This window comes from Pseudomonas sp. 65/3-MNA-CIBAN-0223, assembly GCF_040310425.1.
Classification (GTDB): domain Bacteria; phylum Pseudomonadota; class Gammaproteobacteria; order Pseudomonadales; family Pseudomonadaceae; genus Aquipseudomonas; species Aquipseudomonas gregormendelii.
On the sequence record NZ_JBEOPV010000030.1, the window covers coordinates 1 to 26,977 of the forward strand.

A 26,977-nucleotide genomic window follows, 5' to 3' on the forward strand; every position below is an offset into this window, starting at 1 on the left:
TAGTCGTGTTAGATCATTCGGTGCTTAAAAGGAGCGTACCACCAGGGCAAAGCTTTAACCAATGGTTACGCATAATGTATATTATGTTAAATGACGTATCACTTCATGAAGCTAGCTTGTAAATGTATGCGTCGCCCGGGCTAAAAGTCGAAAAAAACAGAAAATAAAAATGCAAAATGTGCTTTTTGATGATTTTGCTTGCAGCTTCGTCCTGAGTGGATTTGCCCTATCGTCAAATCGCGATTTACCCGAGTTGGAGGTCGTAAGGCTGCTGAAACCGACACTTACATCATCAACGACAAATGGCGGCCCTTTAACGTCAAAATCGATAAGAAAATTCGCAAGGTGGCCGCGGAGAACAGTAAAGGTTTAAGTGATAGCCTACAAAATGTCTGGTGGCTCTATGGGCCAGGTGTTCGACGTTAGTGGCAGTTTTTTTCAGTACACCATTGATGAAGGCCTGACCACTGAAGCCAACCCAATCAGATCCGTCAAACAAAAATCCAACTTCAACCAGCGCAACACTGTGATGAGCTCTGGTAAAGCGCTGACTCCTCTCCAGTGGAATTATGTAATCGAGACCGCCGAAGTCATGGCCGCAGAGGATTTTCGGCACGAGCGAACGCAATTCATTGCGGCCACCCTCTTCTCTCTCTATCTCCGAATTTCTGATCTCGTCGGTCGGGACAACTGGGCGCCGACGATGGGTTCGATCAAGTTTGACGGTGAAAAGTGGTGGTTTAACGTCGTGGGTAAAGGCAATAAAGCCCCAAAGGTAAGTGTGCGGGACGAATACATCGAAGATTACTTGAAGAGATACAGGTCCACCCTCTCCCTTTGCCGTCTCACAAAGAAAGTACGCCAATTGTTAGAACGATCAGAGGCCGTGCCGGTCTCTCGGATCGGCACATCCGCGCACTGATTCAGTGCATTGAGTTTCTGAATGAAGTGGGTCGTCCTTAAGGTCTCCGGAATCAGCGTTGCTGAGTGGGTTTTGCCCTTCTCTGAATGAATGGATGACATCTGGATATCGACGCCGTCGGCGCCCTCCTGGAATCGGTAGGTGTTGACCAGTGATCCGCCGCTTTCTCCGGCTGTTGGCGCCGACGCCGAATTGACCTACGCGCCTACGCAAGACTGAGCCAACTCCAATCGGCAGAAACCCAGCACAGAGATGATTCGCGAGGAATCCGACTGGGTCAGTGGGATCTCGATAACTCGGTCAATTCAGCGTCGGCGCCAACATCGTTTTCTGTCAAACAGTTCGGGCAGAACGGCATTTCGGTTTATCGTAGGCTTTTTTCGCAATGGTCGACAAGCCGAAGATATTATCTGGCGGGTGAGCGTTTCGCCCTTGATGCGACAGTTCTCCTGCTATATTTATCCTGCCAACTCCGATATCTGCTGTCATGTTTTTACCATAGAAGAGGACGAAATAAATGAAGCATAAAATGCTATATGGGTTGCTCATGTTATCAGTATCGTTTGGGGTGCAAGCTGCTGATACTGATTCGTGTTCAGTGAACATTAAATCGATTGAAAACACCATGAACAGTGTTCCAGCAGGCGACCCCGTCAAAAAACTTGTTACACAGAATCTTATAGATGCCAAAAAGGCCAAGGCGGACGGAGACAACGATAAATGCATTGCGATCACTTCAAGGACGATGGCAAAGCTCAGACTCTATAATAGATAGTTGTCGAAGTCAGTCGGGCGTGTGACTGGCGTTACCGCCAGCCACACGATGTTATATCGCTGTTGGTCATTTCGCGTTACAAGCCTAACGTGCTAATCGTGTAGGTTGCCCTTATTACTGCACCGCGTCGACGGGAATAACAATCGCCTCCAGTCGTTCGATTGCCACGGCACGAGGTTGGTCCCAGTCTGGCTCGCGACCCAGGCGATGGCTTCGCGATCACAACAGTCCAAGGCGAAGTCACGCTCAGTTTGGCGCCGTCCTCGCAGCGGAGCTCAAAGCCGTCCGAGCACCAATGCGTATCGCTGGTTTCCAGGGGCAACACGACCTTCGTGCCGACGCGGCAATCCGGTCTGTTTGACCCGTCGTTCAAGCAAAAGGTTGTGGTCACACATCACCCGGTTAACCCGTATCACGTTGATCGCGGGCAGCGACAGCTTTCACGTGCACGACACAGCAGTCCTCAGACGCGACGGTATCCATAGCAGAGCAGTTCGCTGAACTCTTGCTGGATTTCAGCGACCAGCTCTACATCGTTCACAGGCTTGCTACACCGTATTTGGGCGATACCGATAGCTCGATTCGAACCGTTAATTGCTAGCGCGCCACACCGAGACATTCGCCGACCAGCTTCACTGGTCCTCGCCCGGCAACAAGGGTGAGTGCGCAATCCATTTTCGCGACCGGGAGATTGCCACGGCCTCTTTGAGGATTTGCGCTACCATCGTTTTTTAGCCCAGAATCCGTTGCAGTTCACGGATCTGCCTTAGCGCATAGCTTAGCTCGGAGGCAGGCACCACGGATTCACCCGCATAGACCGCCCGCAAGCTGCCGTCCTGATAGAGCTTGCGCCACAGGAATAACTGGTTGGCATTGACGCCGTTGCGCCGAGCGTCGCCGACACACTTTAACCTGGCTCAAGGCTCTCGCGAGCGATGGCCAGTATTTGCTTTGGACTCCAGCGGCGACGCCGCTCCTAGCCAAAAAGCTATACACTCTTAACGTTGCTGTTACTCTTAAACATAACCGTTTGCCTATCCTTTACCTTGAAAAGGTAGCTGGCGCTTTGTCCCGCAGATCAACGCCCCGATCTTCAACGGCGTACGTCTGCGGGCCAACTTGGAATGCGCCATTATCCAGAAGGACATTATTGATGTAGCGCCGTACGAGAAAAACATTCAGACCGCATTCCAAAAAGGCGCCGATTGCCTGGTCTCTAAAGGCACTTACAGCGAAGAGCTGCATGCGCCACCAATATTGGCATAGACCGCCAACAGTCGATGGACGGCTTGCTGATAATCCGGACGCTTTGCAGCAATTCGGAAAGCAGGTCTACAGGAACACCCAACCTCCGCAACTTTTGTCATGGAGAAAAACACCAGCGTATCCTAGACCATTGCTGATCTTTTATAATGAGGCCCCGGATCCTGTTGTGCGATCGTTGATGCCTCTCCTCAAAAAATCTCAACCGCGACTGTAAACGCCGGGACGGCGCTGTTCTTTGAGCTATAACTCATATAGTTTTTCTCGCGCCGAGAGACCACTGCTCTCAGGTAAAAAAATGGAGATCGAGGTATTTTCTGCCATAGACCTCATGGGGACGTTTGTCTTTGCCCTGAGCGGTGCTGTGGCGGCTATTGATCGTAAGTTGGATATTTTTGGCGTTTTTGTCGCCGCCTTTGTGACAGCCTGCGGCGGCGGTGTTATTCGTGACCTATGTATTGGCGCGCTCCCCCCTGTCGGCCTCATCAACATCGAGTACCTTGCCGTTGTTGCACTCGCAGTCGTCTTGGTCGCTTTTTTCCAGCATTTATTGCTCAGGCTGACTCAGCCCACGCTGTTCTTCGACGCCGTAGGACTGGGTTTTTTTGCCGCATTCGGTGCCCACAAAGTCTATGTACACGTACCGAATATCGAACTCGCCCTCCTGCTGGGTGTCATTACCGCGGTGGGCGGCGGCATTATCAGGGACGTGCTACTTGGGCGTGTTCCCGTGGTATTGACCAAGGAAATCTACGCCTCCGCGGCGCTGTTGGGAGCGGCAATCCAGCTCCTCGGCGAGCTGCAAATGATTGATCAGCGTTTCGCTCCTTGGGCTGCAATTGCGCTATGTACCCTGGTACGAATGCTGTCACTGAAATATCAATGGAACCTTCCAGCGATCAAAAAGAGTTCGTGAGCCCTGCCGTATGCCCAGATGAAAAAGACGTTCGGAACCCCGCAAAGCGATTTATAGTCTCAGGTACCGACCGTTTTAGACTTATTGCCTTGATTGGAGGGGTGAATGGATACCTTGGCTCGTAATGAAAGAATGTCAAAAATGTCCGCTGGCATCCGCAAGGTGCTGCCTGCCTTGGAGGCAATTTACAAGGACCTCCATGCCAATCCTGAACTTTCAATGCAGGAAACCCGCACGGCGGCTATTGCGGCGTCCTTTATCAAGAAGCTGGGTTATGAGGTTCACGAAAAAATCGGCGTAACCGGTGTCGTTGGCCTATTGAAAAATGGTGACGGTCCAACGGTCATGCTGCGCGCCGACATGGATGCCTTGCCAATGGCAGAAAAGACCGGCCTGCCTTATGCCAGTCAGAAGAAAGGACAAACCCTTGAAGGAGAGTCAGTGGACGTGGCCCATATGTGTGGTCACGACCTGCATGTGACGTGGTTGATGGGCGCCGCACAGCTGATGGCAGATCATCGTGACTTATGGCGTGGTACCTTGATGCTAGTCTTTCAGCCCGGCGAAGAAGTCGGGAAGGGAGCAAAGGCGATGATCGACGACGGGATGATTGATCGCTTCCCAAAGCCGGACATCATTCTGGGACAACACGTCATGGTCGGTGAGGCAGGTACGGTTGGACATCGTGCCGGCGCCATTCTGGCAGCTGGCGACAGCATGCATATCAAACTGTATGGCCGCGGTGCCCACGGTTCCATGCCCCAAAATGCAATTGACCCGGTGATCATGGCCGCGGCGACCGTCATGCGCCTGCAAACTATCGTCTCCCGCGAATTGTCTCCCCTGGAGAATGGGGTTCTGACAATTGGCGCCCTACAGGCAGGGACGAAGGAAAATATCATTCCGGATGACGCAGTCATTAAACTGAACATGCGAACCTATGATGAAAATGTGCGAAGCCGAATGCTAGACTCTGTGCATAGAATTTGCTGCGCGGAATGCCAAGCCTCCAATGCAGACCATCCGCCGGAATTCACCACCATTGACAGTTACCCTGTTACTGAAAACGACGCTGTCGCGACCACCAAACTGGCGCAGGCTTTTGATGATCATTTCTCCGATCGCTCGTATGAAACCGCGCCAGCATCGGCCAGCGAAGACTTTAGTGTTTTCGGCCGAGAATGGAAGGTTCCCTACGTATTCTGGTTCGTGGGGAGCACCGAGAAATCGAAATGGCAACAAGCCGTATCAAGCGGGAATATCAACCAGATTCCCTCTAACCATTCATCAAAGTTTAATCCGCAAATTCACCCAACCTTGGAAACCGGATTGGAAACGATGCTGGTAGGCGCACTAGCCTGGCTGAATACGCCTTCGTGATCAGAGTGCGGTTTTCTGAGCATCCTTATAGCCGACGCATTATGCAAGTTCAGTTATCGGGCTTTTCTTCGTGTTGCACCTGAACACTGCTCGTCATTCCTGCACTCAAAATGCTCCCTTCAGGAATTTGATCTATTTTGATTCTCACGGGTATTCGCTGTGCCAACCGTACCCAGTTGAAGGTGGGTTCAACCTGCGCCAATAATTGCGGATCGGGATGGGTATTAGCGTCCGTTATCCCGCGACTTATGCTTTGGACTTGCCCGTGCATTGGTTCGTTGGCGCTCATAAGCCAGATTTTTACTGGATCACCGACCTTCACCCTAGGAAGTTTGGTCTCTTCAAAATAGGCTTGAACATAAAAAGTCGAGTCGTCCACCAACGCCATTATGGACTGTCCGGCGTTCACATAATTTCCCTGCGTTAATTGCAAGTTAGTGATATAGCCGCTTCGCGGTGCCCTCATCACACACCGGGCAAGATTGATCTCGGCCAGCCGGACATCTGCCAGCGCTTCATCGAGCTCGCCTTGTGCAACTTTTGCGTTGAATTTTGCGTTTTCCAGTAATTCTGCACTGATAGCTCCCGATCCGAGCGTAATCCGGCGCTGCGCTTCGTGCTCACTTTGCTTTAGCTTTTGCTGCCGGGTTTCAGCCACAGCACGCGCACTCTGGGGGTTGTGTCGAGATAAAGGAAATTTAGGACATTTGTTCTGTAAATGACTGTAATTACAGTGCTTTTTACTGATTCTATTTGCGGCTTAAACCAATGCCCAAAGGGCTGTCATCCCGTACCTAGCTATGGCTTGCGCCGCAGTAACAAGCCCGCCGCGTTCTCCTCGAAGGCTTTAGCCTCTTCGATATAGCCGTATACGGTGCCGTCGTGCCGCCAGCCACCCTGACGCTTGATCTCCAGAAAGTCGGCCCCAGCCCGATGGGCGCTGGTGGCCAGTCCACGACGCAGACTGTGGCTGCTCATCTCGGGCACATACGACAGTCCTGCTGCTTCGGCACGTGCCGCCAGGATGGCGTTCACGCTACCCTCGTGCAGTGCCACCTCGCCGAGTACTCCCCAGCGACTGATGCGCCGGAACAGTGGCCCCTGCTCAATCTGAGCGGCGTCCAACCAGCAGCGTAGTGCCGTCGCTGGGCAGCAAATGCTGTCGCCGAACGGGATCGCTTTGTCCAGTCCCTCGCCCTCCTGATCAGTCTTGGAACGAGGCAGTGTGATCCGCAGTCCTTCCCGCTCCCACTGCAAATATTGCACTTCCAACATGACCAGTTCGTTGCGTCGGAACGCGCCGAAGTAGCCCACCTGTAGCAATGCGCTGTCACGCAGCGCGGCGAGCCCTTCGAGTGCGTCCAGGCACGTCACGATGCGTTCGAGATCCTCCAGCAGTAAGGCCTTGGCCTTCTGCCGTGGCCGCCCGTTCACTCGCTCAATCCCGCGCAAGGTCTTGCGCACGGTGGCGCTAGCGGTTGGGTCAGGGAACCCCTGATAGCGGTGCCATTGCGCCAACGCCGTGAGGCGCAGGGCCAGGGTGCGCGGGTTCAGTACTTCCGCAAAGGACAGCAGGTAGCGAATCACCGCAACTTCATCGCACGGCAGTACGCCGCCCCAGGCCAGAAAGTGGCGGATGGCCGAGCGGTAGGTGCGCCGGGTGTTGTCAGAGGTTGCCGCCGCGAGAAAGCGTTGGTGTTGCTGGGTGAATTGCTCGAGCGTACCGGCGGTACGCACCAGCGCAATCGGCTCGTCGAGTGGAACTGGAGGGACACTTTCGTCGATATTACTGGCCGTCATCACGAAACGCCTGTTGAGGCCGTGTGTACTGCAAAGTATAGAAGCAAATACCGATCGTGAACGCCTGGCTCACGATAATCTATCTTATCGTGGCTGAGCTGGAGGTTTCACATGGACGAACTATTCTGTACTTAACAAGAGATATTACGTTTCACATATTACGGTACGAAAAAATCCGAGGTGTTCATGGCCCGTCCAGGAGTCCTCTATGTACATGTCGCCCATGCGGCGGCTCGGCTGGTGGCCGAGGGCAAAAATGCCACGATCGACAGTATCCGTGCCGCTTTGGGCGGAACCGGCAGCAAAAGCACAATTGCCCCGTTGTTAAAGCGCTGGAAAAGCGCGCACCCCGGCACGGTGGCGCAGGCCGAACTGGGATTGCCGGCGGAGCTCGTCCTGGCGATGAAAGGTGTCTACGAAAAGGTACTGGCAGAGGCGACCCTACAATGCCAGCAAGCCGCGCAGGCGCATCAGGCAGAAACCGCTGCGCTACAGGAGCAGTTGCAGCAAGCTTTCGTCGAGCAAGACGCGCTACTCAACATTCAGGAGCAGCAGGCTCAGGCTCTGGCCGCCGCCACTACGCACTGCCAAGGGCTGACTGAAACCGTACAGCGTCAGGAGATTGTCTTGGCCGGCCTCGGCAGTGAAAAGCTCGGCCTCGAACAGCGATTGGCTGACCGCGTCTGCGAGGTGGCCTCACTGACCCAACAGCTGCAGCAAGCGCAGGTTCAGTTCGAGCATTACCAGGTCTCGGTCGCTCAACAACGCTCGGATGAGCGCCTAAGCGCTGAGCAGCGCCAGCATCGCCTGGAACACGAACTGACTGAACTCCGGCAACGCCTGGGCATTCAGCAAACCCGTCTGGGCGAACTGCAGGCCCGGGCACACCACTTGTTGCAAGAGAACAATCACCTACAGAGCACACTGCTGACGACCCAAGAGGCACTCACGCATAGGCAAAGCGCGCATGAGCAAGTGGTGTATCAACTCACCGAGCTGAAACAGATCCATCTTGCTCTGGAACAGCGCCATGGGCATGGCGCGCAGTCTTTGGCTGAGACGCAGACGAACCTGGCCGTAAGCGAACGGGAGCGTGCCCTGCTGGCGGAACATTTAACCCGAGCTGAAACCCAACTGACCGAGTTGACCACAGACAAGCAGCTCCTCCTGCAAGATAACGCAGTGCTCTCCAGTCAACTTTCGGAGTCAAAGGCCAAGTGAGACATATGCCTAGATAAGGGGGGATTCATTCGATTCGTCAGTAACCTGCTGTTCTTTATGAATTTATTATTTTTTGACGGTCAAAAATAATTGGTGGTGAGCTCCTCAGGAAGCCGCCGTTGAACTCTTTCAGGATCGCTATTTCTCAACAGACCTCGTCGGCTATGCATTAAACCGGACTCGGTATCGACGCGCAATGTGCGCTTTCATCCCGAAGAAATACATATTCTCCTTCTTGGGGAGGCCGCAGAATTCGTAAAAAATCGTACGCTAAACCACTGGGCTTAAGCGCGTTCCCTGTTCCGGTGCTCCCTATTCGTGGTTTTGAAGCAATGGGACCCAAAACCAACGTAGGCCTGCCGCGTGCCTGCGAACTGCACGATGCCGATGCCGATGCCGATGCCGATGGTGACGACAGGCAGCAATCGGCCGATTGTGTTGAAAAAGTCGACCCGGCCAGACTACCCATGCATTGATCGGTGAAAACGCCTTTTTTGCACGTTGCTACGTCAAATCTGAGCCCTGAACTGAACCTTCTGCGCAAAACACGGATTTCAATCTCAGACGCGTACTTTTCTGCCGTGGAAACCGAAGCCGACTTTTTCAACAGAATCGGCCAAAACCGGACGTTCATCGCGAACGTCTAGAGCATGAGAGATGCCTATCTGACGCTCTCCACATCGCATAGCGCCCATTGACCCTGCTTGCGCGATCCCTCAATTCCTGTGGTTTCGCCAAAGGTTATGAACGGCAGCTTTCCAAACGCCCAGACAAATAGTAATGTAATTGTTACTACATAATAAATTACTTACTCTACATGAAAAATTGGCTGACTCTAATTCTTGGCTTACCCACCGCCAATGCCACTGAACGCATGCGAGCCTGGCGTGCTCTGAAAGCATCAGGTGCGGCGGTCTTGCGCGATGGTGCCTATCTGTTGCCGGATAGCGATGCCTGCCGTTCAACTCTGGGGGCTGTCGAGCGGGACATCTTGGCCATCAACGGTACCGCTTACATCCTGCCCGTCGTCGATCCCAACGGTGAGCGCTTTGTCGAGCTATTCGACCGTAGTGATGACTACACCAAACTACGCGCAGAGATCGAAGAATGCCGTGGGCAGCTCAGTTCTGAAAACGCATTGGCCACCACCAAACAAGTTCGCAAGCTGCGTAAAAGCTACGAACAGCTCAGCGGTATCGACTACTTCCCAGGTAAGCCGAAGCAGCAGATTGACTCCTTTTTGCAGGAGCTTGAGACGGCTATCAGCAGGGCGTTGTCTACGGATGAGCCCCATAGCTGTGACCAGGCTATAACGATACTCGACCGTGACAATTATCAAGGTCGTGCTTGGGCAACCCGCAAACGTCCCTGGGTCGACCGATTGGCTAGTGCCTGGCTGATTCGGCGCTTCATTGATCCACAGTCTCGAATCCTCTGGCTGAATAGCCCACAGGACTGTCCCGCCGATGCATTAGGTTTCGACTTCGATGACGCAACTTTCAGTCATGTCGGCAACCGCGTGACCTTTGAGACTCTACAAGCCAGTTTTGAGCTTCAAGAAGCGGGTCTGGGCCGTATTGCTGCCTTGGTGCATTACCTCGATATCGGCGGCATTCAGCCGGTGGAGGCTGCCGGCATCGAGCGGGTGCTGGCAGGACTGCGCGAAACCATTACCCATGATGACCACCTGCTGGCTGCTGCAAGCGCCATCTTCGATGGCCTGCTAGCAGAGTTTGTAAAAGAGGAACAACCCAATGAGTAAGGTTTCGCCATCAGCCGTTGAACAGGATCTGCCCAGACCTGAGGCGATCAGTTTGCGTGAGGCGTTCTGGTTCTGGTTGAAGCTCGGCTTCATCAGTTTCGGCGGGCCTGCAGGACAGATCTCGATCCTGCACCAGGAGCTGGTAGAGCGGCGGCGCTGGATCTCCGAACGACGCTTTCTGCACGCCCTCAACTACTGCATGTTGCTGCCTGGGCCAGAGGCTCAGCAGCTGGCGACCTATATCGGTTGGCTGATGCATCGAACCTGGGGTGGAGTGATCGCCGGGGTGCTGTTTGTGCTGCCCTCGTTATTCATCCTGATCGCTCTTTCCTGGCTGTATATCGCCTTTGGCGAAGTCCCTGTGGTGGCGGGGCTTTTCTATGGCATCAAGCCCGCCGTGACGGCCATTGTGGTACAGGCAGCTCATCGGATCGGCTCACGGGCATTGAAGAATAATTGGCTGTGGGCCATTGCGGCAGCGTCGTTCACCGCAATCTTCGCGTTCAATGTGCCGTTCCCGCTGATCGTGCTGGGCGCCGCGTTGATCGGCTATGTCGGAGGTCGCCTGGCTCCAGAGAAGTTCAGGACCGGGGGCCATAGCGCCGCCAAAAAAACCTTCGGCTCGGCCTTGATCGATGACGACACCCCGTCCCCCGAGCATGCCCGGTTCAGCTGGTTGAAACTGGCGCTGCTGGCACTCGTCGGCGCCGTGCTGTGGGCGTTACCGATGGGAATTCTGACCGCACTCTTTGGCTGGGAAGGCACCTTGACCCAGATGGGCTGGTTCTTTACCAAGGCAGCATTGCTGACCTTTGGCGGAGCCTACGCCGTGCTCCCATATGTCTACCAGGGCGCGGTCGGTCACTATGGCTGGCTGACTCCAACCCAGATGATCGACGGGCTGGCTCTGGGGGAAACCACACCAGGGCCGCTGATCATGGTGGTGGCTTTCGTCGGTTTTGTCGGGGCCTATGTCTCGCAAGTGTTCGGGGCCGATCAGGTGTTTCTGGCCGGCGCCGTCGCCGCTAGCCTGGTGACCTGGTTCACCTTCCTGCCTTCGTTCCTGTTCATCCTCGCCGGTGGCCCGCTGGTGGAGTCGACCCACAACGAACTCAAGTTCACCGCGCCGCTCACCGGGATTACTGCCGCCGTGGTTGGGGTGATTCTCAATCTGGCGTGTTTCTTCGGCTACCACGTGCTTTGGCCCAAGGGGTTCAGCGGCAACCTGGACTGGCCCTCCGCACTGATCGCGATTGCTGCGGCAGTTGCTTTATTCCGCTTCAAGCGCGGCGTGATTCAGGTGCTGATGGCCTGCGCGCTCGTTGGCTTGGGAGTGCATCTGCTGCGCTAGAGAGCACGAGTTGATTAACAATTTTTGGCGGGCACTGGGCTCGCCAGATCACCCAGCCTACTGAGTTAGGCAGGAGGTGTTCCATGAGGTGGATTACCCGTGAACGGCCCAAGATCGACCGGATTGCCTGTCCTTGGCTGATCACCCGCTTTATCGATCCACAGGCCGATTTTTTATACGTGCCCAGCGGTGATGTGCTGCGGATAGCAGCGGAGAAAGACGCAGCGCCCTACGACATTCCCGGCGTTGAGCTTACCCATGAGGGAGAGTTGTGCAGCTTCGACGCATTTCTGAAAAAGTATCGGCTCAGTGAGCCTGCCTTGCAGTACCTGGCCAAGATCGTGCGCGGAGCAGATACCTCCCGCTTGGATCTGACGCCGCAATCAGCTGGGCTGTACGCAATCTCGCTGGGGCTATCGCAGCGCTTTGCAGACGACCATGAGATGCTAGCGCACGGCCTGATCATGTATGACGCGCTCTACGCCTGGTGCAAGGAATGCCAAGGCGAATCGCATAACTGGCCTCCGCAGATGTGAAGAGGCCCGCTCGCACTGAAGCCCAGCCTAGCGCTGGGCTTTTGCTTTTTAGTGGCAGTGGTAGTCGTTCGTTTTGTGGTTACGATGGCAACCCTTTGAATCAGTACCACCGCTGTGGGCGAAAGCAGCCACGGACGTCATCGAAAGAACAGCGATGATCAGAAGGGCAAATAGTTTCATCAGGCTAACTCCATGCTCATATTGTTATTCAGAGTGAGATCTCTCACACACAGCCTGGCATGGCCAATTGCCTTTGCTGGGCAAGCGACTTACTCACTCTCCTTCAGGCATTCGATAAAAGGCTCAGCACCTATTCCTTGAGCTGCCAGTGCCTATGGTTTAGGATTGAGCCATATCCCCCTAGGGGGGATGGCTGTTCATCCATAACGACGAAGCCCATCGCTCTCTTTATTTCAAGAAAAGCTCGGCAACCAACTGGCCACGCGCTTCGCCATTTGAGATCTATCATGCTGACAATCCTAGCCAACCGAACCTACCGCCACCTCTTTCTGGCCCAGGTGATTGCTCTCGTAGGAACAGGGCTCGCCACTGTCGCGCTAGGTCTACTGGCGTTCGATCTCGCAGGTGCCCAGGCGGGCGCCGTCCTTGGTACAGCATTGGCGATCAAAATGACGGCCTACATCGGCGTTGCGCCGATTGCAGCGGCTTTTGCAGAGCGCCTGCCTCGACGGGTGATGTTGGTCTCGTTGGATTTGGTACGGGCCTTGGTCGCGCTTGCCCTGCCATTCGTGACGGAAGTCTGGCAAATCTACGTGCTGATTTTCGTCCTGCAATCGGCCTCAGCTGCGTTCACCCCGACCTTCCAGGCCACGATCCCAGACATACTGCCGGATGAGGACGATTACACTCGCGCCTTGTCGTTATCACGTCTGGCCTACGATCTTGAAAGTGTCGCCAGCCCGATGCTCGCCGCTGCGTTGCTGACCGTGATCAGCTTCCATAACCTGTTCGCCGGCACGGTCATCGGTTTTCTTGCTTCGGCAGCTCTGGTCTCTACGGTGCTGCTGCCTAAGGCGAAGCCGACGCCACGACGTAGCATTTACGAGCGAACCACCCGAGGCATGCGCATATTCCTCGCCACGCCCCGCCTGCGGGGGCTGCTGGCTCTCAATCTGACGGTAGCGGCTGCCAGTGCAATGGTCATCGTCAACACAGTGGTGTTGGTGCAATCGCGCTTCGCTCTGCCTCAGAGTTCTACCGCATTGGCGCTGGCCGCCTTTGGCGGTGGCTCCATGATCGCCGCCTTGGTCTTGCCTCGCGTGTTGAAAGACATCAAAGACCGAACGGCGATGCTATTCGGCGGGGGAATACTGGTCGCCGGCCTAGCCATTGGCATCAACCTGACGACCTACAACTTCCTGCTGCCTCTGTGGATGCTGCTCGGCGTGGGCTATTCCTTGGCGCAGACCCCGAGTGGTCGACTGCTGCGTCGCTCGGCACATGCCGAAGATCGCCCGGCGTTGTTTGCCGCCCAATTTGCGCTATCCCATGCCTGCTGGTTGATTACATACCCACTGGCGGGATGGTTGGGTGCCAACATCGGCCTAACGGCGTCGTTTGTTGGGCTCGTCGTCGTGGCAGGTGGCGCACTGGTGGTCAGTATTGTGATCTGGCGTCCGGCTCATGACCAAGAGTCGATTAAGCACAGCCATGAGAACCTTCCGGATGACCACACTCACATGGAGGGACACAGTGGCACTGATCACGAACATCCGTATGTCATTGATGATCAACATCGTCGCTGGCCGCGTAGGTAAACGCGTCAGCACCTGCTTGAAGACTGCTCCAGGCAAATTGCATTACTGGCCGCCAAAATCTGAAGAGGCCAGCTCGTCCTGAAGGTCAGCCTGGAGCAGGCCGGCTCCTCGAAGCACTGCCGTGGGGGTACTGCGCGCTGCAAAGCAACGGCGGACATGCACTCCATCGCTCAATCCAGAATTCACGGATCGACGTCAACATACAGGTCTAACAGGATGTTATCATATAACCATCAAAGTCAGTGAGTGATGCCGTCTTGCCCCGCCTTTCTTACCTTTTGCCCACCGTGGTCTTGACTTGGTTGGTAGCCGCGCCAGCCTTGGCCGAAACCCGTGTTCTAACCAGTATCAAACCCCTGCAACTTATTGCAGCGGCCGTGCAGGACGGTGTCGGGACGCCTGATGTGTTACTAGCATCAGGTGCTTCGCCTCACCATTACTCGTTACGCCCTTCGGACTTACGTCGGGTAAAAGAAGCAGACCTGGTTTACTGGATCGGGCCAGACTTGGAGAGCTTCTTGCCTACCGTGCTTGATGGCCGAAAGGGCAAAAGCGTAGCTGTGCAAGATATGCAAGGTCTGCACCTAAGACATTTTGGCGAGGAGCATCGACATGACGACGAGCCTCTTGAGGAGCAATCTGAGGGGCATGATGAAAAAGAGCATGCAACGGAATTGCAGGTCGATAATCATGACCAACTTCATCGCCCCGGTGCACTTGATGCCCACCTCTGGCTGAGACCTGAGAATGCACGGTTGATCGCCGAACGCATGGCTTCGGATCTGGCTCTTGTCGATCCAGGCAATGCCGCTCGCTACCAAGCAAATCTGGATGCCTTCGAGCAACGCTTAAAAACCCTCGATATCAAACTAAAAGCGCGCCTCAAGCCGCTGGCAAGCAAACCGTTCTTCGTCTTCCACCAGGCTTTCGACTACTTTGAGGAGGCCTACGGATTGCAGCATACTGGAGTTTTCGCAATCAGCGCCGAGGTCCCGCCTGGTGCACGCCACGTCGCAGAGATGCGAGAACGCCTCAAGGCTGCTGGACCTACCTGTGTATTTAGCGAACCCCCCATGCGTCCACGTCTGGCGCAAACCTTGAGTGAGGGCCTGCCAGTGCATTTTGCCGAACTGGATGCGCTGGGCTTTGGTCTCAAACCCGCCTCCAACAGCTACGAGCAACTGCTGACGAATCTCAGCGACGGCCTGGCAGGGTGTCTTGATCAACTTTGATATGGAGTTGTGCATACGATTGAGCCGGGCCGGATGACGATCGGCACAATATTTCGGGTCATAGGTCAGTGCCTGTTCAGTGTAGATACGCATCTATGGCTTTGATGGGATTTGCCCGATGCTTACGACACTGTTTGGATGCTGCGGCTAGTAGCTAGGTCGCTGAAAAGTTACTCGTCAGCCCCGATGAAATCCACCGACCAACTCAGCATGAATGATGAAAACCCTAGTGCCCACATAAGACTAGGATCTTTCCTGGTCCTTCTGCCAAGCTAGATAAGTGTTCACTGGCGGACGTCGGTGGAAGTGCTGCCGCAGCCCATCAAACAAAGAGTTGGCCAACGCTTGCTGATGGCGTGCGCTGACTAACCGCTGGCAGTCCTGTGTGTTAGAGATGAATCCAGTTTCAACCAGGATTGACGGCACGTCTGGCGACTTAAGAACGGCAAAGCCCGCCTGCTCCACACGCTTCTGGTGCAGAGTGGTGATGCTCGCCAAACTTCTCAGTACGGAGTGGCCCAGTTCCAGACTCGTTGCGACTGTAGCGCTCATCGACATGTCGAGAATCACTCCTGCTAGCATGGGGTCCTTATCTTTGAGCGCAAGGCTTTTGGTCGTACCGAGTAACTCGGCGCCGTTCTCCTTCTGCGCGAGCCAGCGCGCAGTAGTAGAGGTGGCTCCACCTTCCGATAGCGCATAGATCGACGCACCGGATGCGGTACGTCGAGGCGCGGCGTCCGCATGGATAGAAATGAATATGTCGGCATTGTGTTGGCGGGCAATCTCCACCCGCTTGCGTAACGGTACGTAAACATCGCTGTTGCGCACGAGTCGCACGGTAAACCCCTTTTCCCGCTCGATCCGTTTGGCCAACTGCCGAGCAATTGACAGCACCACATCTTTTTCCCGCTCGCCCTTGGCCCCGACTGCTCCAGGGTCTTTACCGCCATGCCCTGGGTCTACAACAACGATGATGTCGCGTTTTGGATGAGCTGAATCACTAAGTTCAGCCTGCCGAACAGCGGGCACCGCGAGCTGAATTGGGGGAGATGCCGCGCTGGAAATATCCAGTACTAAGCGATGCCCCTGCGCCTGTTCGGGTGCCAGCATGAAGGTATTCAATTGCACGGGGCCAGCCAGGTCCAAGACAATTCGCGTACCTGTGCCTTGAGGACCAGAACGTATAGCGCGGATTGGCGTGTTACCCAGTTGCAGTTTGCTCAAATCAAAGGCCAAGCCGGTTCCCAACAGATCGAGAATCAACCGATCCGGTGCCGTCAGGGAGAAGGTCTTGTACTGCGTTGGACCACTTAGGTCTAGCACCAGCCGCAGCTTGTCGTCTGTGTTCCACAGCCGAGCATTTCGGACTTGTGCGGCTCGTAAGTCCAAAGGTAAGGCAAAGGCCAAGCCGGCCAGAAATAGATTGAGTAATGAACGTCTGTGCATCTCGTTTTCCGTTTTGAGGAGAGTCCTTTCTCTGCCATTCAGACCAAGAGCCGTAGACCTTGCAGAGCGGCAAGGTGGCCCGGATAGAACCAGTAGCCCCATTGCCGCACCGGCCAGACCTTGAGGGTAAAAGTCTGGCGCAAAAGCCAGAGTCCGATCAGCGGAGCGGCAAAAGCAGTGCTCAAGGCCAGCAATGAATAGATTTCCAAGTCCATTGCCCTAGTCACTATGCTGCTGCGAGTGTTGCTCAACAGGCATAGAACTGCTGGCAGCAACCAAAAAATACCGGGCCTCTTGATCGCTAATAACACGGCCGCTGGGACGAGTGCGCCGTAAAAGCCATACATCAATGGATCGTCCAGCACATAGGCAAGTGCTGCGGTAATCAACGCCATAGACCCGCTCAGCAGGGTGCGATGCTGCCACCCCCAAGCAATCACCAGCCCCAACGCCAGGGTAACCAGCACATTGAATGATCCCGAGGTGCTGATGTAGCGATAAGGCACTTCTGAAATGGCGGCGAACAACAGCGTCAAAGCGAGGTAGCGACCGTTGGCGGCCGTCAGCCACTCGCCCGGTTTCGAGCGCGCCACGTTGGCCGCAATGGCGACACAAAAAAGTGGAAATGAAAGCCGCCCCGGAACGAACAAGTTGCTCATTTCCGGCCACACCAACCGCAAGTGATCGATGACCATGGTCAGCATCGCCAGCCATTTGATCAGATCCAGGCTGCTGCTTCGGCTCTTGAGCGGGGATTGCTGGCTATAAGTAGTCGTCATGTCCACCCCAGTGTGATTACGGTCAGCACGAGATAACGAGCCCCCTTGGCCAGCGTAACGATCAGCAGAAAACTCCAGAGTGGCTCGCGCATGACACCGGCGACGACGGTCAATGGATCACCGATGATGGGCGCCCAACTCAGCAGCAATGACCAGCGCCCGTAGCGTAGATAGGACTGCTGGGCTTTTTCGAGCTTGCTCTCGCTCACCGGGAACCACCGCTTATGGCGAAGCTTTTCGATGGAGCGACCCAGCACCCAGTTCAGTGCAGAGCCGAGAACGTTGCCGAGGGTGGCGACCGCCAGTAGCGTTGAAACGATGTACTGATCGGAGAGCAGCATCCCGACCAACACCGCTTCAGACTGCATTGGCAACAGCGTGGCGGCACCGAATGCCGCCAGGAACAGGCCAAAGTAGCTGGAAAGTTCAAACACTCAAGCATCGCCTTATGCGTTCAAGCCGATCCAACCATGGATGCCCACGTAGACACCAACAGCGATGATCAGCACGCTGGACAGGTACGGTGCACGACGAGCCACGGTGCCCAGCCAAGGCCAGCGGTTGGAAGCCTGTTTAGCGCCAATAGCTGCCGCAGCACCGACAGTGACCAGCGTGAGCGCCAGGCCAATACTGAAGCACAGGACGAGCATACCTCCCAGAGCGACCTCTTTAACCTGAAGGCAGAGCAGCAGAACGGTAATGGCGGCAGGGCAAGGAATCAAACCGCCCGTCAAACCAAACATGACGATTTGGCCCGTGGTGACCTCTCGGTTGGTGAAGCGCTTACGGATATCGTTGGCATGCGCACGTTCATGCGCATCCTGATAGCCATCAATCGACAACTCCAGGCCTTCCAGCTCGGAATGCGCGTGCCCGTGATCATGCTCCTGGTAATCCAGATCGTAATCATGAGAGTGGCCCGCATGCCCAAGACTCAAGCGAGCACTGAACTCATGCGGCTCCGGGATATCGACTGCCGACTCCAGGAAGCCTTCGCGTTCGACGAAAGAGAACGATTGAGTGCTGCCGTCTGGACGAGTAGTCGCCAGACGAACATCTGAAGCAGTCCAGGCGTGACCGGTCAATGTCTTCAGCCGCCAATGCGGTGGCATACCGTCTTCAAAGATCGACAGTTCGACACGCCCATGGCCGGTATCGATTCGGTGGGTTTCATCATGATGACCATGGTCATGTTCGCCATGATGGTGATCATCACCTTGCTCGAACTTGAACATCTGCTCACCGCGCCAGGTACGCCACAACATCCACAGCGCAATCACGATGATCAGGGCGGAGGATACGAGCTGGAAGTACGGCTCAGTGGTTTGCGCGTCCAGACCTTGACCCAGGTACATGCCGCCGATAGCGACCAACCACACCACCAAGGTGTGAGAAATTGTTGCTGCCAAGCCCAACAGAACAGCCTGTTTCACCGAGCCACGAATCGCCACGATGAAGGCTGCCATCATGGTTTTTGAATGGCCAGGTTCCAGCCCATGCAACGCACCGAGCAAAATGGCGCTTGGAAAGTACAACCAGGCTTGAGACCCACCCTGTTGCAAGAGTTCAGCAAAATTGGGCATGTCAGACCTAGAGGTACTTGGTGATTTGTTTAAACGCTTCCAGAGGTGCGCGCTCGCCATTGTTCAAGGCCGAGACGGTGTCCTCCAGGCAGTGATCGATGTGATCCTGAATGAGCGTGCGCTTGGCTTGGCACACGGCTTTTTCGACCGCATGCAGCTGTTGGGCGATGTCCACGCACTGCCGACCCTCTTCGATCATGGTGATGATGCCGCGTAAATGGCCGTCCGCACGCTTGAGACGCTTGATGATCGCCTCGTGACTTTCATGAGTATGCGGGTGGTTGTGTTCGTGTTTGTGCCCATTCATGACTTGAGCCTCAGGTCTCAATGAATTAAGCTGGGCATCGTATCCCCCTAGGGGGGTTAGGTCAAACGCATAGTTTTGGCAAAAAAAGAGCCAAAAGACGGTCACGATGTTCAGCAGATCCCTGACAACGACGGTGGTATTCGCGCTTGCTCTCGCCTTTTTGACGGCCTGGGCCGGGCATACCTATACGTTGTCAGTGGTCACCAAACAGCCCGCGTGGGAGGGTACGCAAGCCGCCGATCACTCCCACGGCGAGGAAGAGGCGTCACGTTCCTGCGCAAGCTGTTCAGATCACTATCATTCGCCGCTGACTCCTGACCATCAGCACGAAACGCCGCAACTCACCACCCTGTTGAGTTTGGCCGCACAACCCAAACTTTCAATCCGGGTTGATGCCCCGCAACATGCGGTTCCTCGTCCTCCGATATTCTTGATCAAGCGTCCACCCCGTCCTTCGTTCACCTCCTGACCATGGCCGCGCTGCGGCCTTTGATCCCTGCAACGTAGGATTTGATCTATGCATTCGCACTCTCTGAGCGGCGTTGGCGTATTCACTGCGCCCTCGCATCGCCCGCTACTGCTGCTGTTTATACTTATCGCCTCACTCTTTCTCGGCATGCCCGAGGCGCTGGCTCACGCCGTGGCGGAAGGTGATAAAGGCTTCATCCAGGAAAGCTCTGGCGTCATGTTGCTGCCCTTCATCTACATGGGCGCCAAGCACATGATGACGGGCTACGACCACCTGCTGTTCCTCTTCGGAGTGATCTTCTTCCTCTACCGTCTGAAGGATGTAGGACTCTACGTCACGTTGTTCGCTGTGGGGCATTCGGTCACGCTGCTACTCGGCGTTCTCACGGAAGTCAGCATCAGCTCCTACATTATCGATGCCATCATTGGTTTTTCGGTGGTGTACAAGGCGCTCGACAACTTGGGCGCGTTCCAGCGCTGGTTTGGTTTTCAACCCAATACCAAGGTGGCCACGCTGATCTTTGGCCTGCTTCATGGATTCGGTCTGGCCACCAAGATCCAGGAATACGAGATCTCATCTGATGGTCTGATTCCCAACCTGATCGCCTTCAACGTCGGCGTCGAGATCGGCCAATTGCTGGCCCTCAGCGCGATTCTCATTCTGATGGGGTACTGGCGGCGCACCGGCAGTTTCTGGCGCCACGCCTATACCGCCAATGTCGCCATGATGAGTGCCGGTTTCCTGTTGATGGGTTACCAGATCACCGGCCTGTTTATCTCTGCGTAAGGAATTCTGACCATGTTCAATACTCCGCTTCCAACTGTTAATGAATTGCCTAGCACTCGCAAACTGGTGCGTTCGACTGTCATTGCCCTGCTGACTGCGGTCGGCTTGCTGGTGACTGTGGTTATGCCTTCGGAATACGCCGTTGATCCTACGGGTGTGGGCCGCGCATTAGGCCTGACCCAAATGGGCGAACTGAAGATCATCCTCGCCCAGGAAGCTTTGGCAGATACTGCGCCACCTCAACCAGCAGCTCCAACTCCAGCTCCAGCTCCAGCTCCAGCTCCGCCGCAGGTTGCACAAGTCCAACCTATTGCGAAACCTGTTGCTCAACCAGTGGCAACACCTGCCCCTGCTTTGAAGACAAACCAAATGACCGTCACGCTCAAGCCAGGTGAAGGGACAGAGATCAAACTGGAAGTGCTGAAGAACAAGACCGTCAGCTATGAATGGACAGCGGCGGGTGGGCCTGTGAACTACGACACGCATGGCGAGCCGTACAACGGTGAAAAGGGTTACTTCCACAGCTACAACAAGGGCAAGCAGGTCAAAAGTGATAAAGGTGAATTCACCGCTATTTTTGACGGCACCCACGGCTGGTTTTGGCGCAATCGCAGTAATAACGACGTGACCATCGCACTGAAAACGACCGGCGATTATTTGAGCGTCAAACAGTAGTCCGAAATCACGATGGCTGTACTCCTGCCGAAGACACAGGGTTCAGCCTGACCCTGCCCCCTTTATTTCATCCATTTTGAAGAGCCATTCCATGAAAGCCCCAACGACTCTGCTTCGCTCGATGCTCCTGATCTGCTTCCTCGGCCTGATGACGGCATGCGGTGGTGGTGAGAAAGGCGATACCTCCGAGAGCGCTGATCACGGCCATTCACACGAGTAAACACTCTGGAAAAAGGGGTTTGGGGAGCAATGGAACCAAAAACCAACATAAGCCCTACCACCTCCGCTCAGAGCCCTCTTCCCAGGCATCTGCCTCGATAAAGCAATTACGCATCTCGGCCTCTTGGCTGATCTCGGTCAGCAGATCATGTACCGTCTTATCCAGTGCCTCATCGTTGCGATAGGGAATGCTCAGCGCGTAGTTGCCCGACTCAAGCAGCTTCATGCCGTAAGGTTCCAGGCAGTAACGCTCGATATTCTCCAGTGCCCGTTTTTTACCACGCACGAACTTGCTGTTGTTCTCGACGGCCAGGCGCAATATGACCGTCGCGATCCGTTCGGCATTGTCCACTGCCGGTGGGACCGTGATGTTGAGATGCTGGGTGATTTTTGCGGGTACGCCGATCGTTATGCCGCGATGCCGGAGGTAGCGGTAAAGCGTGCTTTTGGAAATGTGCAGTTTCTTGCCAATGGCGCTCACACTTAACCGACCCTCTCGGTACAGCGTTTCTGCGGCCATAGCGGTCGCTTCCGCCTGAGCGGGCAGCCCCTTCGGGCGGCCACCGACTCGACCACGTGACCGTGCAGCGGACAAGCCTGCCTGTGTGCGCTCACGAATCAACTCACGTTCGAACTCTGCCAATGAAGCGAACAGGTTGAACACAAAGCGGCCTTGCGCGTGGGTGGTATCGATGGGGTCATTCAGACTTTGCAGGCCAACGTTACGAGCGGCCAATTCACCGACCAGTTCGACCAGGTGCTTGAGCGAGCGCCCTAGACGATCCAGCTTCCAAATCACCACAGCATCACCGGCCCGTACATGAACCAATAATTTGTCCAGTTCCGGACGTGCGCTTTTTGAGCCGCTGGCAACGTCTTGATAGATCCGCTCGCACCCTGCCTTTGTCAGAGCATCGATCTGGAGGTCGGCGTTCTGATCCCGAGTACTCACCCGCGCATAGCCAATTTTCATCAAAAGTACCGTTTACTCAACAGAGAAATTGAAAATAGAACCTTGATTAACGATACCAGTATTTAAAACCATAATATGGGCTAACTCGGAGCTGGGCAGGTCTTCCGTTAAAGTTCTATAAAACGAGGGTTTTATCGAACCGTTGCGGCGCAGTGAGGATCGAGTGTATAAACACATAAACACCTAACATTGGAAAAAGTCATGAATACCACTCGCTGGAACGTCGCCGTCTCCACCGACACCGACCAATCGCTTCGCATGTTTCTGGCCAGCCAAGGCGGTGGCCGTAAGGGCGACCTGTCGCGCTTCATCGAAGAAGCGGTGCGGGCACACATCCTGGAGCTGAGCGCCGAACAGGCCAAGGTTTCCAATGCCCATCTGAGTGAGGCCGAACTGACCGAAGCGGTTGAAGAAGCGCTCGACTGGGCGCGTAAGCGCTGATGCGGGTTGTATTGGATACCAACTTCTGTTCAGTGCGCTGATCTCACCGCATGGGTCTCCTGATGCGATCTATCGGGCCTGGCGTTCAGCTCGCTTCGAGGTGGTGACTTCACGGGCACAGCTCGACGAAATTCGTCGCGCCAGTCGTTACCCCAAGCTTCAGGCCATCCTTCAGCCTGCCAAAGTGGGGGCCATGATCAATAACCTGCAACGCGCCGTGGTATTGGAGCGGTTGACCATTGAGGTTGAAGCCGATGATCCGGATGACTCTTTTCTGCTGGCCATGGCTTTGGCGGGCAATGCGGACTACCTAGTAACCGGTGATCGACGCGCAGGCCTCTTGCAGCGCGGACATATCGAACGCACGCGGATTGTCACCCCCGCCGTGTTCTGCGCCGAGGTACTGTGATCGATGCCGGTTGGTTTTCTGACTCAGGAGCAACGCGACGGCTTTGGTCGCTACATCGATGCGCCCAGCCGTGATGAACTGGAGCGCTACTTCCACCTGAGCGATGAAGACCGTGAAGCCGTCCAGGTACTACGGGGCAACCATAACCGCTTGGGCTATGCCGTTCTGCTGACTACCGTTCGCTTCGTCGGTGTTTTGCCGGACAAACCCACGGCTGTGCCGGTGGAAGTCCTGCTTGTGCTTTGTCGGCAATTGGCAATCGCCGACCCTGACTGTCTTGTACGTTATAGCGATCATCGTCGCTGGATACATGCGGCCGATATTCAAGAGCGCTATGGCTATCGCCACTTTACTGACCCAGGCATCGGCTTTCGTTTGAGCCGATGGCTGTATGCCCTTTGCTGGACTGGTACTGATCGTCCTGGCGTGCTGTTCGAACGAGCTACCTCATGGCTGCTCACACAGAAAGTCCTATTGCCCGGAATTTCCCAGTTAGAGCGCTTCATTGCCCAACTGCGTAGCCGGGTTGAAGAACGCCTCTGGTACACCTTGGGCCGCAGCGTGACCGAGGAGCAAAGACAGCACCTACAAGACTTGCTTCTGGTGGCCGAAGGCAACCGTAGTTCCCGACTGGATCAACTACGCTCCGGCCCGGTGATGGTCAGTGGCCCTGCACTGGTTCGGGCGCTGCGTCGGCTGGATGATGTACGCGGGTTGGGTATCGCCTTACCGGCAGCTGCGCATATCCCTCCCAGCCGCATTGCCGCCCTGGCTCGCTTTGCCAACACCGCGAAGGTCACGGCCATCAATCGACTGCCGGCGTCGCGCCGGTTGGCGACGTTGGTGGCATTCGCGGTTTCCTTGGAAGCCAGTGCGCACGACGATGCTCTGGAAGTTCTGGAAGCGCTACTGCGTGATATCTTCAACAACGCAGAGAAGGCTGACAAGAAGGCTCGGTTGCGTAGTCTAAAAGACCTGGATCGCTCGGCGGCAATGCTCGCCGCTGCGTGCAAGGTCGTGCTGGATAGCTCGATCAGCGATGACAATGTCCGTGCCCGGCTGTTCAACGACCTGCCACGTGTCACGCTGGAGAAAGCCCTGGAAGAGGTCAATGCGTTGATCCGTCCGGCCAACGATGTGTTTTACCTCGCTCTGGAGGAGCGCTACCGCAGCGTGCGCCGTTTCCTTCCTGACTTATTGAAACATATTCGCTTCGGCTTCAGCCCGGCGGGTAAGGGTGTGGCGGCTAGTTTGGACTGGTTGCAACTGAACTTGCCCCGCAGGAAGCCGGAGGATGACGTGCCGCAGGAGATCGTGGCCAAGGCTTGGCAGAACCACATCACTCGCGAAGATGGCTCCCTCGACATGGGCGCCTATGTCTTCTGCACGCTTGATGCACTACGCACGGCCCTACGCCGCCGCGATGTCTTTGTTGCACCCAGTTGGCGCTATGCCGACCCGCGTATCGGTCTGCTCGATGGTGCAGAATGGCTGTCGGCGCGACCGATCATCTGTCGCTCACTGGGCCTGACTGTGGACGCCAAAACCACCTTGGACGCCTTGTCTGCCGAGCTGGATGCGACTTGGTACGCAGTCGCCGCTCGCCTGCCCGACAATCCTGCGATCCAGTTGAGTGAGAATACAGAGGGCAAAACCGAGCTGTCCCTCGGAGCGCTGGAGAAGCTGGAAGAGCCCAACTCGTTGCTGCAACTGCGTGCAGCCGTGGCCGACTTGATGCCGCGTGTCGATTTGCCGGAAATCCTGTTAGAAATCGCCGCTCGTACCGGCTTCACTGAAGCCTTCACCCATGTGTCCGAACGCAATGCGCGGGCCGACAACTTGGTGACGAGTTTGTGCGCAGTGCTCTTGGGAGGAGCCTGTAACACCGGCCTGGAGCCCTTGACTCGCAACGACAACCAAGCGCTGCGCCGTGACCGGCTGTCCTGGGTGAGCCAGAACTATCTCCGTGACGATACCCTGTCGGCAGCCAATGCCATTTTGGTGGCTGCGCAGAGTCAACTGGAGCTGGCTCAGGTCTGGGGCGGCGGCGAGGTGGCCTCCGCCGATGGCATGCGTTTTGTCGTACCTGTGCGTACCGTACATGCCGGCCCTAACCCGAAGTATTTCGGTACCGGCCGGGGCGTCACCTGGTACAACCTGATCTCCGACCAGTTTTCCGGTCTTAACGCCATTACGGTGCCCGGCACCCTGCGCGACAGCCTAGTATTGCTCGCGGTTGTGCTGGAACAACAGACCGAATTGCAGCCCACACAAATCATGACCGATACCGGTGCTTACAGCGATGTGGTGTTCGGGTTATTCCGTCTGCTCGGTTATCACTTCTGCCCGCGCCTGGCTGATGTCGGCGGTACCCGCTTCTGGCGCACCCGCCCGGACGCGGATTACGGCAAGCTCAACGGACTTGCTCGCCAGTCAGTCAAGCTCGACCTGATCGCCGAGCACTGGGATGACCTGTTGCGTTTGGCTGGCTCACTCAAACTTGGCCGAGTGCCGGCGACAGGCATCATGCGCACCCTACAAACGGGAGATCGTCCGACCCGTCTGGCCCAGGCGTTGGCAGAGTTCGGACGGATCGAGAAAACCCTGCATACGTTGACCTACATTGATGATGAGTCCAAGCGCCGCGCCACCCTGACCCAACTGAATCGCGGCGAAGGCCGACACAGCCTGGCTCGCGCCGTGTTCCATGGCAAACGAGGCGAGCTTCGCCAGCGCTACCGAGAAGGCCAGGAGGATCAACTCGGTGCCCTGGGCCTGGTGGTAAATATCATTGTGCTATGGAATACCCTCTACATGACGGCTGCCGTGGAGCGGTTAAAGCAGCACGGCTACCCGGTACAGGACGAAGACCTGGCTCGTTTGTCGCCGCTGATCTTCGAGCACATCAATATGTTGGGACGGTACTCCTTCGCGGTACCAGAAGAGGTCGCCCGAGGTGAGCTACGGCCACTGCGTAATCCAGACGACGATATTTAGGTGCGCAGGTCGAACTCAGTGGGCTATGTTGTCAGATAGCTTAGATGGGATTGACCACAGCATTTCTCAATAAGTAGAAACACTGTGGCTTAGAGAGTTATCTCAGCGCAGCAGCAATACAGGCATGGTGGCTGTTCGAAGCATCGTCGTAGTCGTGCTTCCTACCAAAAACTGCCTGATGCGTGAATGCCCATAGGCACCCATGACCAGCAGATCAATGCCGTGCTCTGTCTGATAATCGTGCAGAGCCGACTCCACCTCACCTTGTCTGATTTCAGCTTGGACTAGGAAGCCAGCCGAGAGAAGCATGCTTTGTGCTTTTCCCAGTGCCTCGTGATTGCTCACCGAATCTGCACCGACCGTAACAAGATGAATGGGCAAGTCTTTGCAAAGCGAACTGGCGGCAAACATTTGGATGGTTTTGTAGGCTGTGGAGCTGCCGTCAAATGCGAGCATCACCTTTTCGGGCTTTTTATAGCTGTTGGCTGTGATCAGGATAGGCCGGTGAATTGTTCGCACTACAGCTTCTATCTGGCTGCCAAGGCTGTGCGCGTTGCGTGAGTTGTCTTCACCCACTCTTCCTATCACCAACAGTCGAATATCCTCCTGAAGGTCGCTCAGACTTTCTACCAAGTGTCCGTGGCGCTGCTTCAGCTCAGGAAACGCAGCGCCGGAAATGACCGTTCGCTCCCTGGCCTTTTCCAGCATGTGTTGGCCCTGTTCCAGAGCGAGTCTGGCGCGTTGGGCATCCAATGTAGCCAGCTCCTCCAGCAGATGCTCTCGACTGCCGAGACCAATATTTCCACTTAGGTCAGCTGCTGCTGGGTATTTCTCTTCATCCAATACGTGAAGCAAGGTAAGAGGCGCGTTGAGTCGCTGCGACGCCCATGCTGCGTAGTCGCAGACCGCCAATGAGGATTGTGAGTTATCAATACATGCCATTACGTGGGTCATTGT

At 55.5% G+C, this 26,977-nt stretch carries 28 protein-coding genes and 2 pseudogenes; 18 read left to right on the plus strand and 12 right to left on the minus strand.

The annotated features are described in order from the left end of the window. Window positions 1-403: 403 nt before the first annotated feature. Window positions 404-922, plus strand: coding sequence for a site-specific integrase (locus AAEZ09_RS25730; protein ID WP_350601296.1), 519 nt, complete (start codon window positions 404-406; stop codon window positions 920-922). Window positions 923-1,255: 333 nt separating this feature from the next. On the opposite strand, the gene AAEZ09_RS25735 is transcribed toward AAEZ09_RS25730, so the two are convergent. Then, on the minus strand, window positions 1,256-1,549 hold the full coding sequence (locus AAEZ09_RS25735) for a hypothetical protein (protein ID WP_350601298.1): 294 nt from the start codon (window positions 1,547-1,549) through the stop codon (window positions 1,256-1,258). Here AAEZ09_RS25735 and AAEZ09_RS29585 point away from each other — a divergent pair. Then, on the plus strand, window positions 1,548-1,697 hold the full coding sequence (locus tag AAEZ09_RS29585; RefSeq protein ID WP_502947598.1) for a PA2433 domain-containing protein: 150 nt from the start codon (window positions 1,548-1,550) through the stop codon (window positions 1,695-1,697). The two genes, AAEZ09_RS25735 and AAEZ09_RS29585, sit on opposite strands and share 2 nt — an antisense overlap. Window positions 1,698-2,294: 597 nt before the next feature. On the opposite strand, the gene AAEZ09_RS29590 is transcribed toward AAEZ09_RS29585, so the two are convergent. Then, window positions 2,295-2,372 (minus strand): hypothetical protein, encoded by a 78-nt coding sequence (locus AAEZ09_RS29590; RefSeq protein ID WP_502947599.1) that lies wholly within the window; start codon window positions 2,370-2,372, stop codon window positions 2,295-2,297. A gap of 886 nt (window positions 2,373-3,258) precedes the next feature. Here AAEZ09_RS29590 and AAEZ09_RS25750 point away from each other — a divergent pair. Next, entirely contained in the window at window positions 3,259-3,876 is a 618-nt protein-coding gene (locus tag AAEZ09_RS25750) for a trimeric intracellular cation channel family protein (protein WP_350601299.1), read from the plus strand. A 105-nt stretch (window positions 3,877-3,981) separates the two neighbouring features. After that, complete coding sequence (locus AAEZ09_RS25755; protein ID WP_350601301.1) at window positions 3,982-5,256, plus strand: M20 family metallopeptidase; 1,275 nt, start codon at window positions 3,982-3,984, stop codon at window positions 5,254-5,256. A gap of 49 nt (window positions 5,257-5,305) precedes the next feature. Here AAEZ09_RS25755 and AAEZ09_RS25760 read toward each other — a convergent pair. Both AAEZ09_RS25760 and AAEZ09_RS25765 read right to left on the minus strand, forming a co-directional pair. Continuing rightward, window positions 5,306-5,929 (minus strand): annotated as a pseudogene (locus tag AAEZ09_RS25760) (HlyD family secretion protein); the annotation flags it as partial. 125 nt (window positions 5,930-6,054) lie between these two features. Beyond that, a complete protein-coding gene (locus tag AAEZ09_RS25765) occupies window positions 6,055-7,056 on the minus strand; it encodes a tyrosine-type recombinase/integrase (RefSeq protein WP_350601302.1) in 1,002 nt (333 codons plus the stop codon). Between the two features lie 186 nt (window positions 7,057-7,242). Here AAEZ09_RS25765 and AAEZ09_RS25770 point away from each other — a divergent pair, with 186 nt between their 5' ends. The 5 genes from AAEZ09_RS25770 (at window position 7,243) to AAEZ09_RS25790 (ending at window position 11,926) form a co-directional block, all read left to right on the plus strand. Continuing rightward, complete coding sequence (locus AAEZ09_RS25770; protein ID WP_350601304.1) at window positions 7,243-8,277, plus strand: DNA-binding protein; 1,035 nt, start codon at window positions 7,243-7,245, stop codon at window positions 8,275-8,277. 332 nt (window positions 8,278-8,609) lie between these two features. Beyond that, a complete protein-coding gene (locus AAEZ09_RS25775; RefSeq protein ID WP_350601305.1) occupies window positions 8,610-8,753 on the plus strand; it encodes a hypothetical protein in 144 nt (47 codons plus the stop codon). A gap of 341 nt (window positions 8,754-9,094) precedes the next feature. Continuing rightward, the gene (locus tag AAEZ09_RS25780) at window positions 9,095-10,039 is read left to right on the plus strand and encodes a chromate resistance protein ChrB domain-containing protein (RefSeq protein ID WP_350601307.1); all 945 of its coding nucleotides are present in this window, start codon (window positions 9,095-9,097) and stop codon (window positions 10,037-10,039) included. Then, window positions 10,032-11,390 carry a chromate efflux transporter gene (chrA, locus tag AAEZ09_RS25785; protein ID WP_028623335.1) on the plus strand — a complete coding sequence of 453 codons (1,359 nt, stop codon included), beginning with the start codon at window positions 10,032-10,034 and terminating at the stop codon, window positions 11,388-11,390. The genes AAEZ09_RS25780 and chrA overlap by 8 nt, the downstream gene beginning before the upstream one ends. Before the next feature lie 83 nt (window positions 11,391-11,473). Further along, window positions 11,474-11,926, plus strand: a complete 453-nt coding sequence (locus AAEZ09_RS25790; protein WP_028623334.1) for a chromate resistance protein ChrB domain-containing protein — start codon at window positions 11,474-11,476, stop codon at window positions 11,924-11,926. Window positions 11,927-11,974: 48 nt separating this feature from the next. Here the strand turns inward: AAEZ09_RS25790 and AAEZ09_RS25795 are convergent, their stop codons facing one another. Further along, window positions 11,975-12,106: a YHYH domain-containing protein gene (locus tag AAEZ09_RS25795; protein ID WP_152635572.1), complete on the minus strand. Its 132-nt coding sequence runs from the start codon at window positions 12,104-12,106 to the stop codon at window positions 11,975-11,977. 287 nt (window positions 12,107-12,393) lie between these two features. Here AAEZ09_RS25795 and AAEZ09_RS25800 point away from each other — a divergent pair, with 287 nt between their 5' ends. After that, the gene (locus AAEZ09_RS25800) at window positions 12,394-13,704 is read left to right on the plus strand and encodes an MFS transporter (RefSeq protein WP_028623333.1); all 1,311 of its coding nucleotides are present in this window, start codon (window positions 12,394-12,396) and stop codon (window positions 13,702-13,704) included. Between the two features lie 257 nt (window positions 13,705-13,961). Then, the gene (gene znuA, locus AAEZ09_RS25805; protein WP_050483151.1) at window positions 13,962-14,936 is read left to right on the plus strand and encodes a zinc ABC transporter substrate-binding protein ZnuA; all 975 of its coding nucleotides are present in this window, start codon (window positions 13,962-13,964) and stop codon (window positions 14,934-14,936) included. A gap of 243 nt (window positions 14,937-15,179) precedes the next feature. On the opposite strand, the gene AAEZ09_RS25810 is transcribed toward znuA, so the two are convergent. From AAEZ09_RS25810 to AAEZ09_RS25830, 5 genes are read right to left on the minus strand one after another with little or no spacing between them, the layout of a single operon-like run. Beyond that, entirely contained in the window at window positions 15,180-16,382 is a 1,203-nt protein-coding gene (locus AAEZ09_RS25810; protein ID WP_350601310.1) for an N-acetylmuramoyl-L-alanine amidase, read from the minus strand. A 38-nt stretch (window positions 16,383-16,420) separates the two neighbouring features. Then, complete coding sequence (locus AAEZ09_RS25815; protein ID WP_028623330.1) at window positions 16,421-17,161, minus strand: TraX family protein; 741 nt, start codon at window positions 17,159-17,161, stop codon at window positions 16,421-16,423. Beyond that, on the minus strand, window positions 17,158-17,595 hold the full coding sequence (locus AAEZ09_RS25820) for a YqaA family protein (protein ID WP_350601311.1): 438 nt from the start codon (window positions 17,593-17,595) through the stop codon (window positions 17,158-17,160). Before AAEZ09_RS25820 ends, AAEZ09_RS25815 begins: the two co-directional genes overlap by 4 nt. Window positions 17,596-17,607: 12 nt before the next feature. After that, window positions 17,608-18,744 (minus strand): nickel/cobalt efflux protein RcnA, encoded by a 1,137-nt coding sequence (locus AAEZ09_RS25825; RefSeq protein ID WP_350601326.1) that lies wholly within the window; start codon window positions 18,742-18,744, stop codon window positions 17,608-17,610. Between the two features lie 7 nt (window positions 18,745-18,751). Then, window positions 18,752-19,051 carry a metal-sensing transcriptional repressor gene (locus AAEZ09_RS25830; protein ID WP_028623327.1) on the minus strand — a complete coding sequence of 100 codons (300 nt, stop codon included), beginning with the start codon at window positions 19,049-19,051 and terminating at the stop codon, window positions 18,752-18,754. 106 nt (window positions 19,052-19,157) lie between these two features. On the opposite strand from AAEZ09_RS25830, the gene AAEZ09_RS25835 reads away from it, so the two are divergent. From AAEZ09_RS25835 to AAEZ09_RS25850, 4 genes are all read left to right on the plus strand, one after another. Then, window positions 19,158-19,520, plus strand: coding sequence for a hypothetical protein (locus tag AAEZ09_RS25835; protein ID WP_081832520.1), 363 nt, complete (start codon window positions 19,158-19,160; stop codon window positions 19,518-19,520). 48 nt (window positions 19,521-19,568) lie between these two features. After that, window positions 19,569-20,306, plus strand: coding sequence for a HupE/UreJ family protein (locus AAEZ09_RS25840; RefSeq protein WP_028623326.1), 738 nt, complete (start codon window positions 19,569-19,571; stop codon window positions 20,304-20,306). 12 nt (window positions 20,307-20,318) lie between these two features. Next, window positions 20,319-20,981, plus strand: a complete 663-nt coding sequence (locus tag AAEZ09_RS25845; protein ID WP_350601313.1) for a transmembrane anchor protein — start codon at window positions 20,319-20,321, stop codon at window positions 20,979-20,981. A 91-nt stretch (window positions 20,982-21,072) separates the two neighbouring features. Then, window positions 21,073-21,201, plus strand: coding sequence for a hypothetical protein (locus AAEZ09_RS25850; protein WP_350601315.1), 129 nt, complete (start codon window positions 21,073-21,075; stop codon window positions 21,199-21,201). 54 nt (window positions 21,202-21,255) lie between these two features. Here AAEZ09_RS25850 and AAEZ09_RS25855 read toward each other — a convergent pair whose 3' ends face one another. After that, window positions 21,256-22,173 (minus strand): recombinase family protein, encoded by a 918-nt coding sequence (locus AAEZ09_RS25855; RefSeq protein ID WP_017335988.1) that lies wholly within the window; start codon window positions 22,171-22,173, stop codon window positions 21,256-21,258. Between the two features lie 201 nt (window positions 22,174-22,374). On the opposite strand from AAEZ09_RS25855, the gene AAEZ09_RS25860 reads away from it, so the two are divergent. From AAEZ09_RS25860 to AAEZ09_RS25870, 3 genes and pseudogenes are all read left to right on the plus strand, one after another. Continuing rightward, complete coding sequence (locus AAEZ09_RS25860; protein WP_017335987.1) at window positions 22,375-22,614, plus strand: ribbon-helix-helix domain-containing protein; 240 nt, start codon at window positions 22,375-22,377, stop codon at window positions 22,612-22,614. Continuing rightward, window positions 22,614-23,023: pseudogene (locus tag AAEZ09_RS25865) on the plus strand (putative toxin-antitoxin system toxin component, PIN family). Before AAEZ09_RS25860 ends, AAEZ09_RS25865 begins: the two are co-directional and overlap by 1 nt. Window positions 23,024-23,026: 3 nt before the next feature. Next, window positions 23,027-26,020 carry a Tn3 family transposase gene (locus tag AAEZ09_RS25870; protein ID WP_017335985.1) on the plus strand — a complete coding sequence of 998 codons (2,994 nt, stop codon included), beginning with the start codon at window positions 23,027-23,029 and terminating at the stop codon, window positions 26,018-26,020. A gap of 102 nt (window positions 26,021-26,122) precedes the next feature. Here the strand turns inward: AAEZ09_RS25870 and AAEZ09_RS25875 are convergent, their stop codons facing one another. Then, the gene (locus tag AAEZ09_RS25875) at window positions 26,123-26,974 is read right to left on the minus strand and encodes a universal stress protein (protein WP_017735064.1); all 852 of its coding nucleotides are present in this window, start codon (window positions 26,972-26,974) and stop codon (window positions 26,123-26,125) included. Window positions 26,975-26,977: the final 3 nt, after the last annotated feature.

What these genes read in the sequence shown, in the direction of transcription:
- AAEZ09_RS25800 (WP_028623333.1), top strand. Translation starts at nt 12,394, where the DNA reads ATGCTGACAATCCTAGCCAACCGAACCTACCGCCACCTCTTTCTGGCC.
- AAEZ09_RS25870 (WP_017335985.1), top strand. Translation starts at nt 23,027, where the DNA reads ATGCCGGTTGGTTTTCTGACTCAGGAGCAACGCGACGGCTTTGGTCGC.
- chrA (WP_028623335.1), top strand. Translation starts at nt 10,032, where the DNA reads ATGAGTAAGGTTTCGCCATCAGCCGTTGAACAGGATCTGCCCAGACCT.
- AAEZ09_RS25730 (WP_350601296.1), top strand. Translation starts at nt 404, where the DNA reads ATGGGCCAGGTGTTCGACGTTAGTGGCAGTTTTTTTCAGTACACCATT.
- AAEZ09_RS25780 (WP_350601307.1), top strand. Translation starts at nt 9,095, where the DNA reads ATGAAAAATTGGCTGACTCTAATTCTTGGCTTACCCACCGCCAATGCC.
- AAEZ09_RS25875 (WP_017735064.1), bottom strand. Translation starts at nt 26,974, where the DNA reads ATGACCCACGTAATGGCATGTATTGATAACTCACAATCCTCATTGGCG.
- AAEZ09_RS25815 (WP_028623330.1), bottom strand. Translation starts at nt 17,161, where the DNA reads ATGACGACTACTTATAGCCAGCAATCCCCGCTCAAGAGCCGAAGCAGC.
- AAEZ09_RS25850 (WP_350601315.1), top strand. Translation starts at nt 21,073, where the DNA reads ATGAAAGCCCCAACGACTCTGCTTCGCTCGATGCTCCTGATCTGCTTC.
- AAEZ09_RS25795 (WP_152635572.1), bottom strand. Translation starts at nt 12,106, where the DNA reads ATGAAACTATTTGCCCTTCTGATCATCGCTGTTCTTTCGATGACGTCC.
- AAEZ09_RS29590 (WP_502947599.1), bottom strand. Translation starts at nt 2,372, where the DNA reads ATGGATTGCGCACTCACCCTTGTTGCCGGGCGAGGACCAGTGAAGCTG.
- AAEZ09_RS25790 (WP_028623334.1), top strand. Translation starts at nt 11,474, where the DNA reads ATGAGGTGGATTACCCGTGAACGGCCCAAGATCGACCGGATTGCCTGT.
- AAEZ09_RS25860 (WP_017335987.1), top strand. Translation starts at nt 22,375, where the DNA reads ATGAATACCACTCGCTGGAACGTCGCCGTCTCCACCGACACCGACCAA.
- AAEZ09_RS25775 (WP_350601305.1), top strand. Translation starts at nt 8,610, where the DNA reads ATGGGACCCAAAACCAACGTAGGCCTGCCGCGTGCCTGCGAACTGCAC.
- AAEZ09_RS25735 (WP_350601298.1), bottom strand. Translation starts at nt 1,549, where the DNA reads ATGGTGTTTTCAATCGATTTAATGTTCACTGAACACGAATCAGTATCA.
- AAEZ09_RS25845 (WP_350601313.1), top strand. Translation starts at nt 20,319, where the DNA reads ATGTTCAATACTCCGCTTCCAACTGTTAATGAATTGCCTAGCACTCGC.
- AAEZ09_RS25830 (WP_028623327.1), bottom strand. Translation starts at nt 19,051, where the DNA reads ATGAATGGGCACAAACACGAACACAACCACCCGCATACTCATGAAAGT.
- AAEZ09_RS25855 (WP_017335988.1), bottom strand. Translation starts at nt 22,173, where the DNA reads ATGAAAATTGGCTATGCGCGGGTGAGTACTCGGGATCAGAACGCCGAC.
- AAEZ09_RS29585 (WP_502947598.1), top strand. Translation starts at nt 1,548, where the DNA reads ATGAACAGTGTTCCAGCAGGCGACCCCGTCAAAAAACTTGTTACACAG.
- AAEZ09_RS25835 (WP_081832520.1), top strand. Translation starts at nt 19,158, where the DNA reads ATGTTCAGCAGATCCCTGACAACGACGGTGGTATTCGCGCTTGCTCTC.
- AAEZ09_RS25770 (WP_350601304.1), top strand. Translation starts at nt 7,243, where the DNA reads ATGGCCCGTCCAGGAGTCCTCTATGTACATGTCGCCCATGCGGCGGCT.
- AAEZ09_RS25810 (WP_350601310.1), bottom strand. Translation starts at nt 16,382, where the DNA reads ATGCACAGACGTTCATTACTCAATCTATTTCTGGCCGGCTTGGCCTTT.
- AAEZ09_RS25825 (WP_350601326.1), bottom strand. Translation starts at nt 18,744, where the DNA reads ATGCCCAATTTTGCTGAACTCTTGCAACAGGGTGGGTCTCAAGCCTGG.
- AAEZ09_RS25750 (WP_350601299.1), top strand. Translation starts at nt 3,259, where the DNA reads ATGGAGATCGAGGTATTTTCTGCCATAGACCTCATGGGGACGTTTGTC.
- AAEZ09_RS25765 (WP_350601302.1), bottom strand. Translation starts at nt 7,056, where the DNA reads ATGACGGCCAGTAATATCGACGAAAGTGTCCCTCCAGTTCCACTCGAC.
- AAEZ09_RS25755 (WP_350601301.1), top strand. Translation starts at nt 3,982, where the DNA reads ATGGATACCTTGGCTCGTAATGAAAGAATGTCAAAAATGTCCGCTGGC.
- AAEZ09_RS25840 (WP_028623326.1), top strand. Translation starts at nt 19,569, where the DNA reads ATGCATTCGCACTCTCTGAGCGGCGTTGGCGTATTCACTGCGCCCTCG.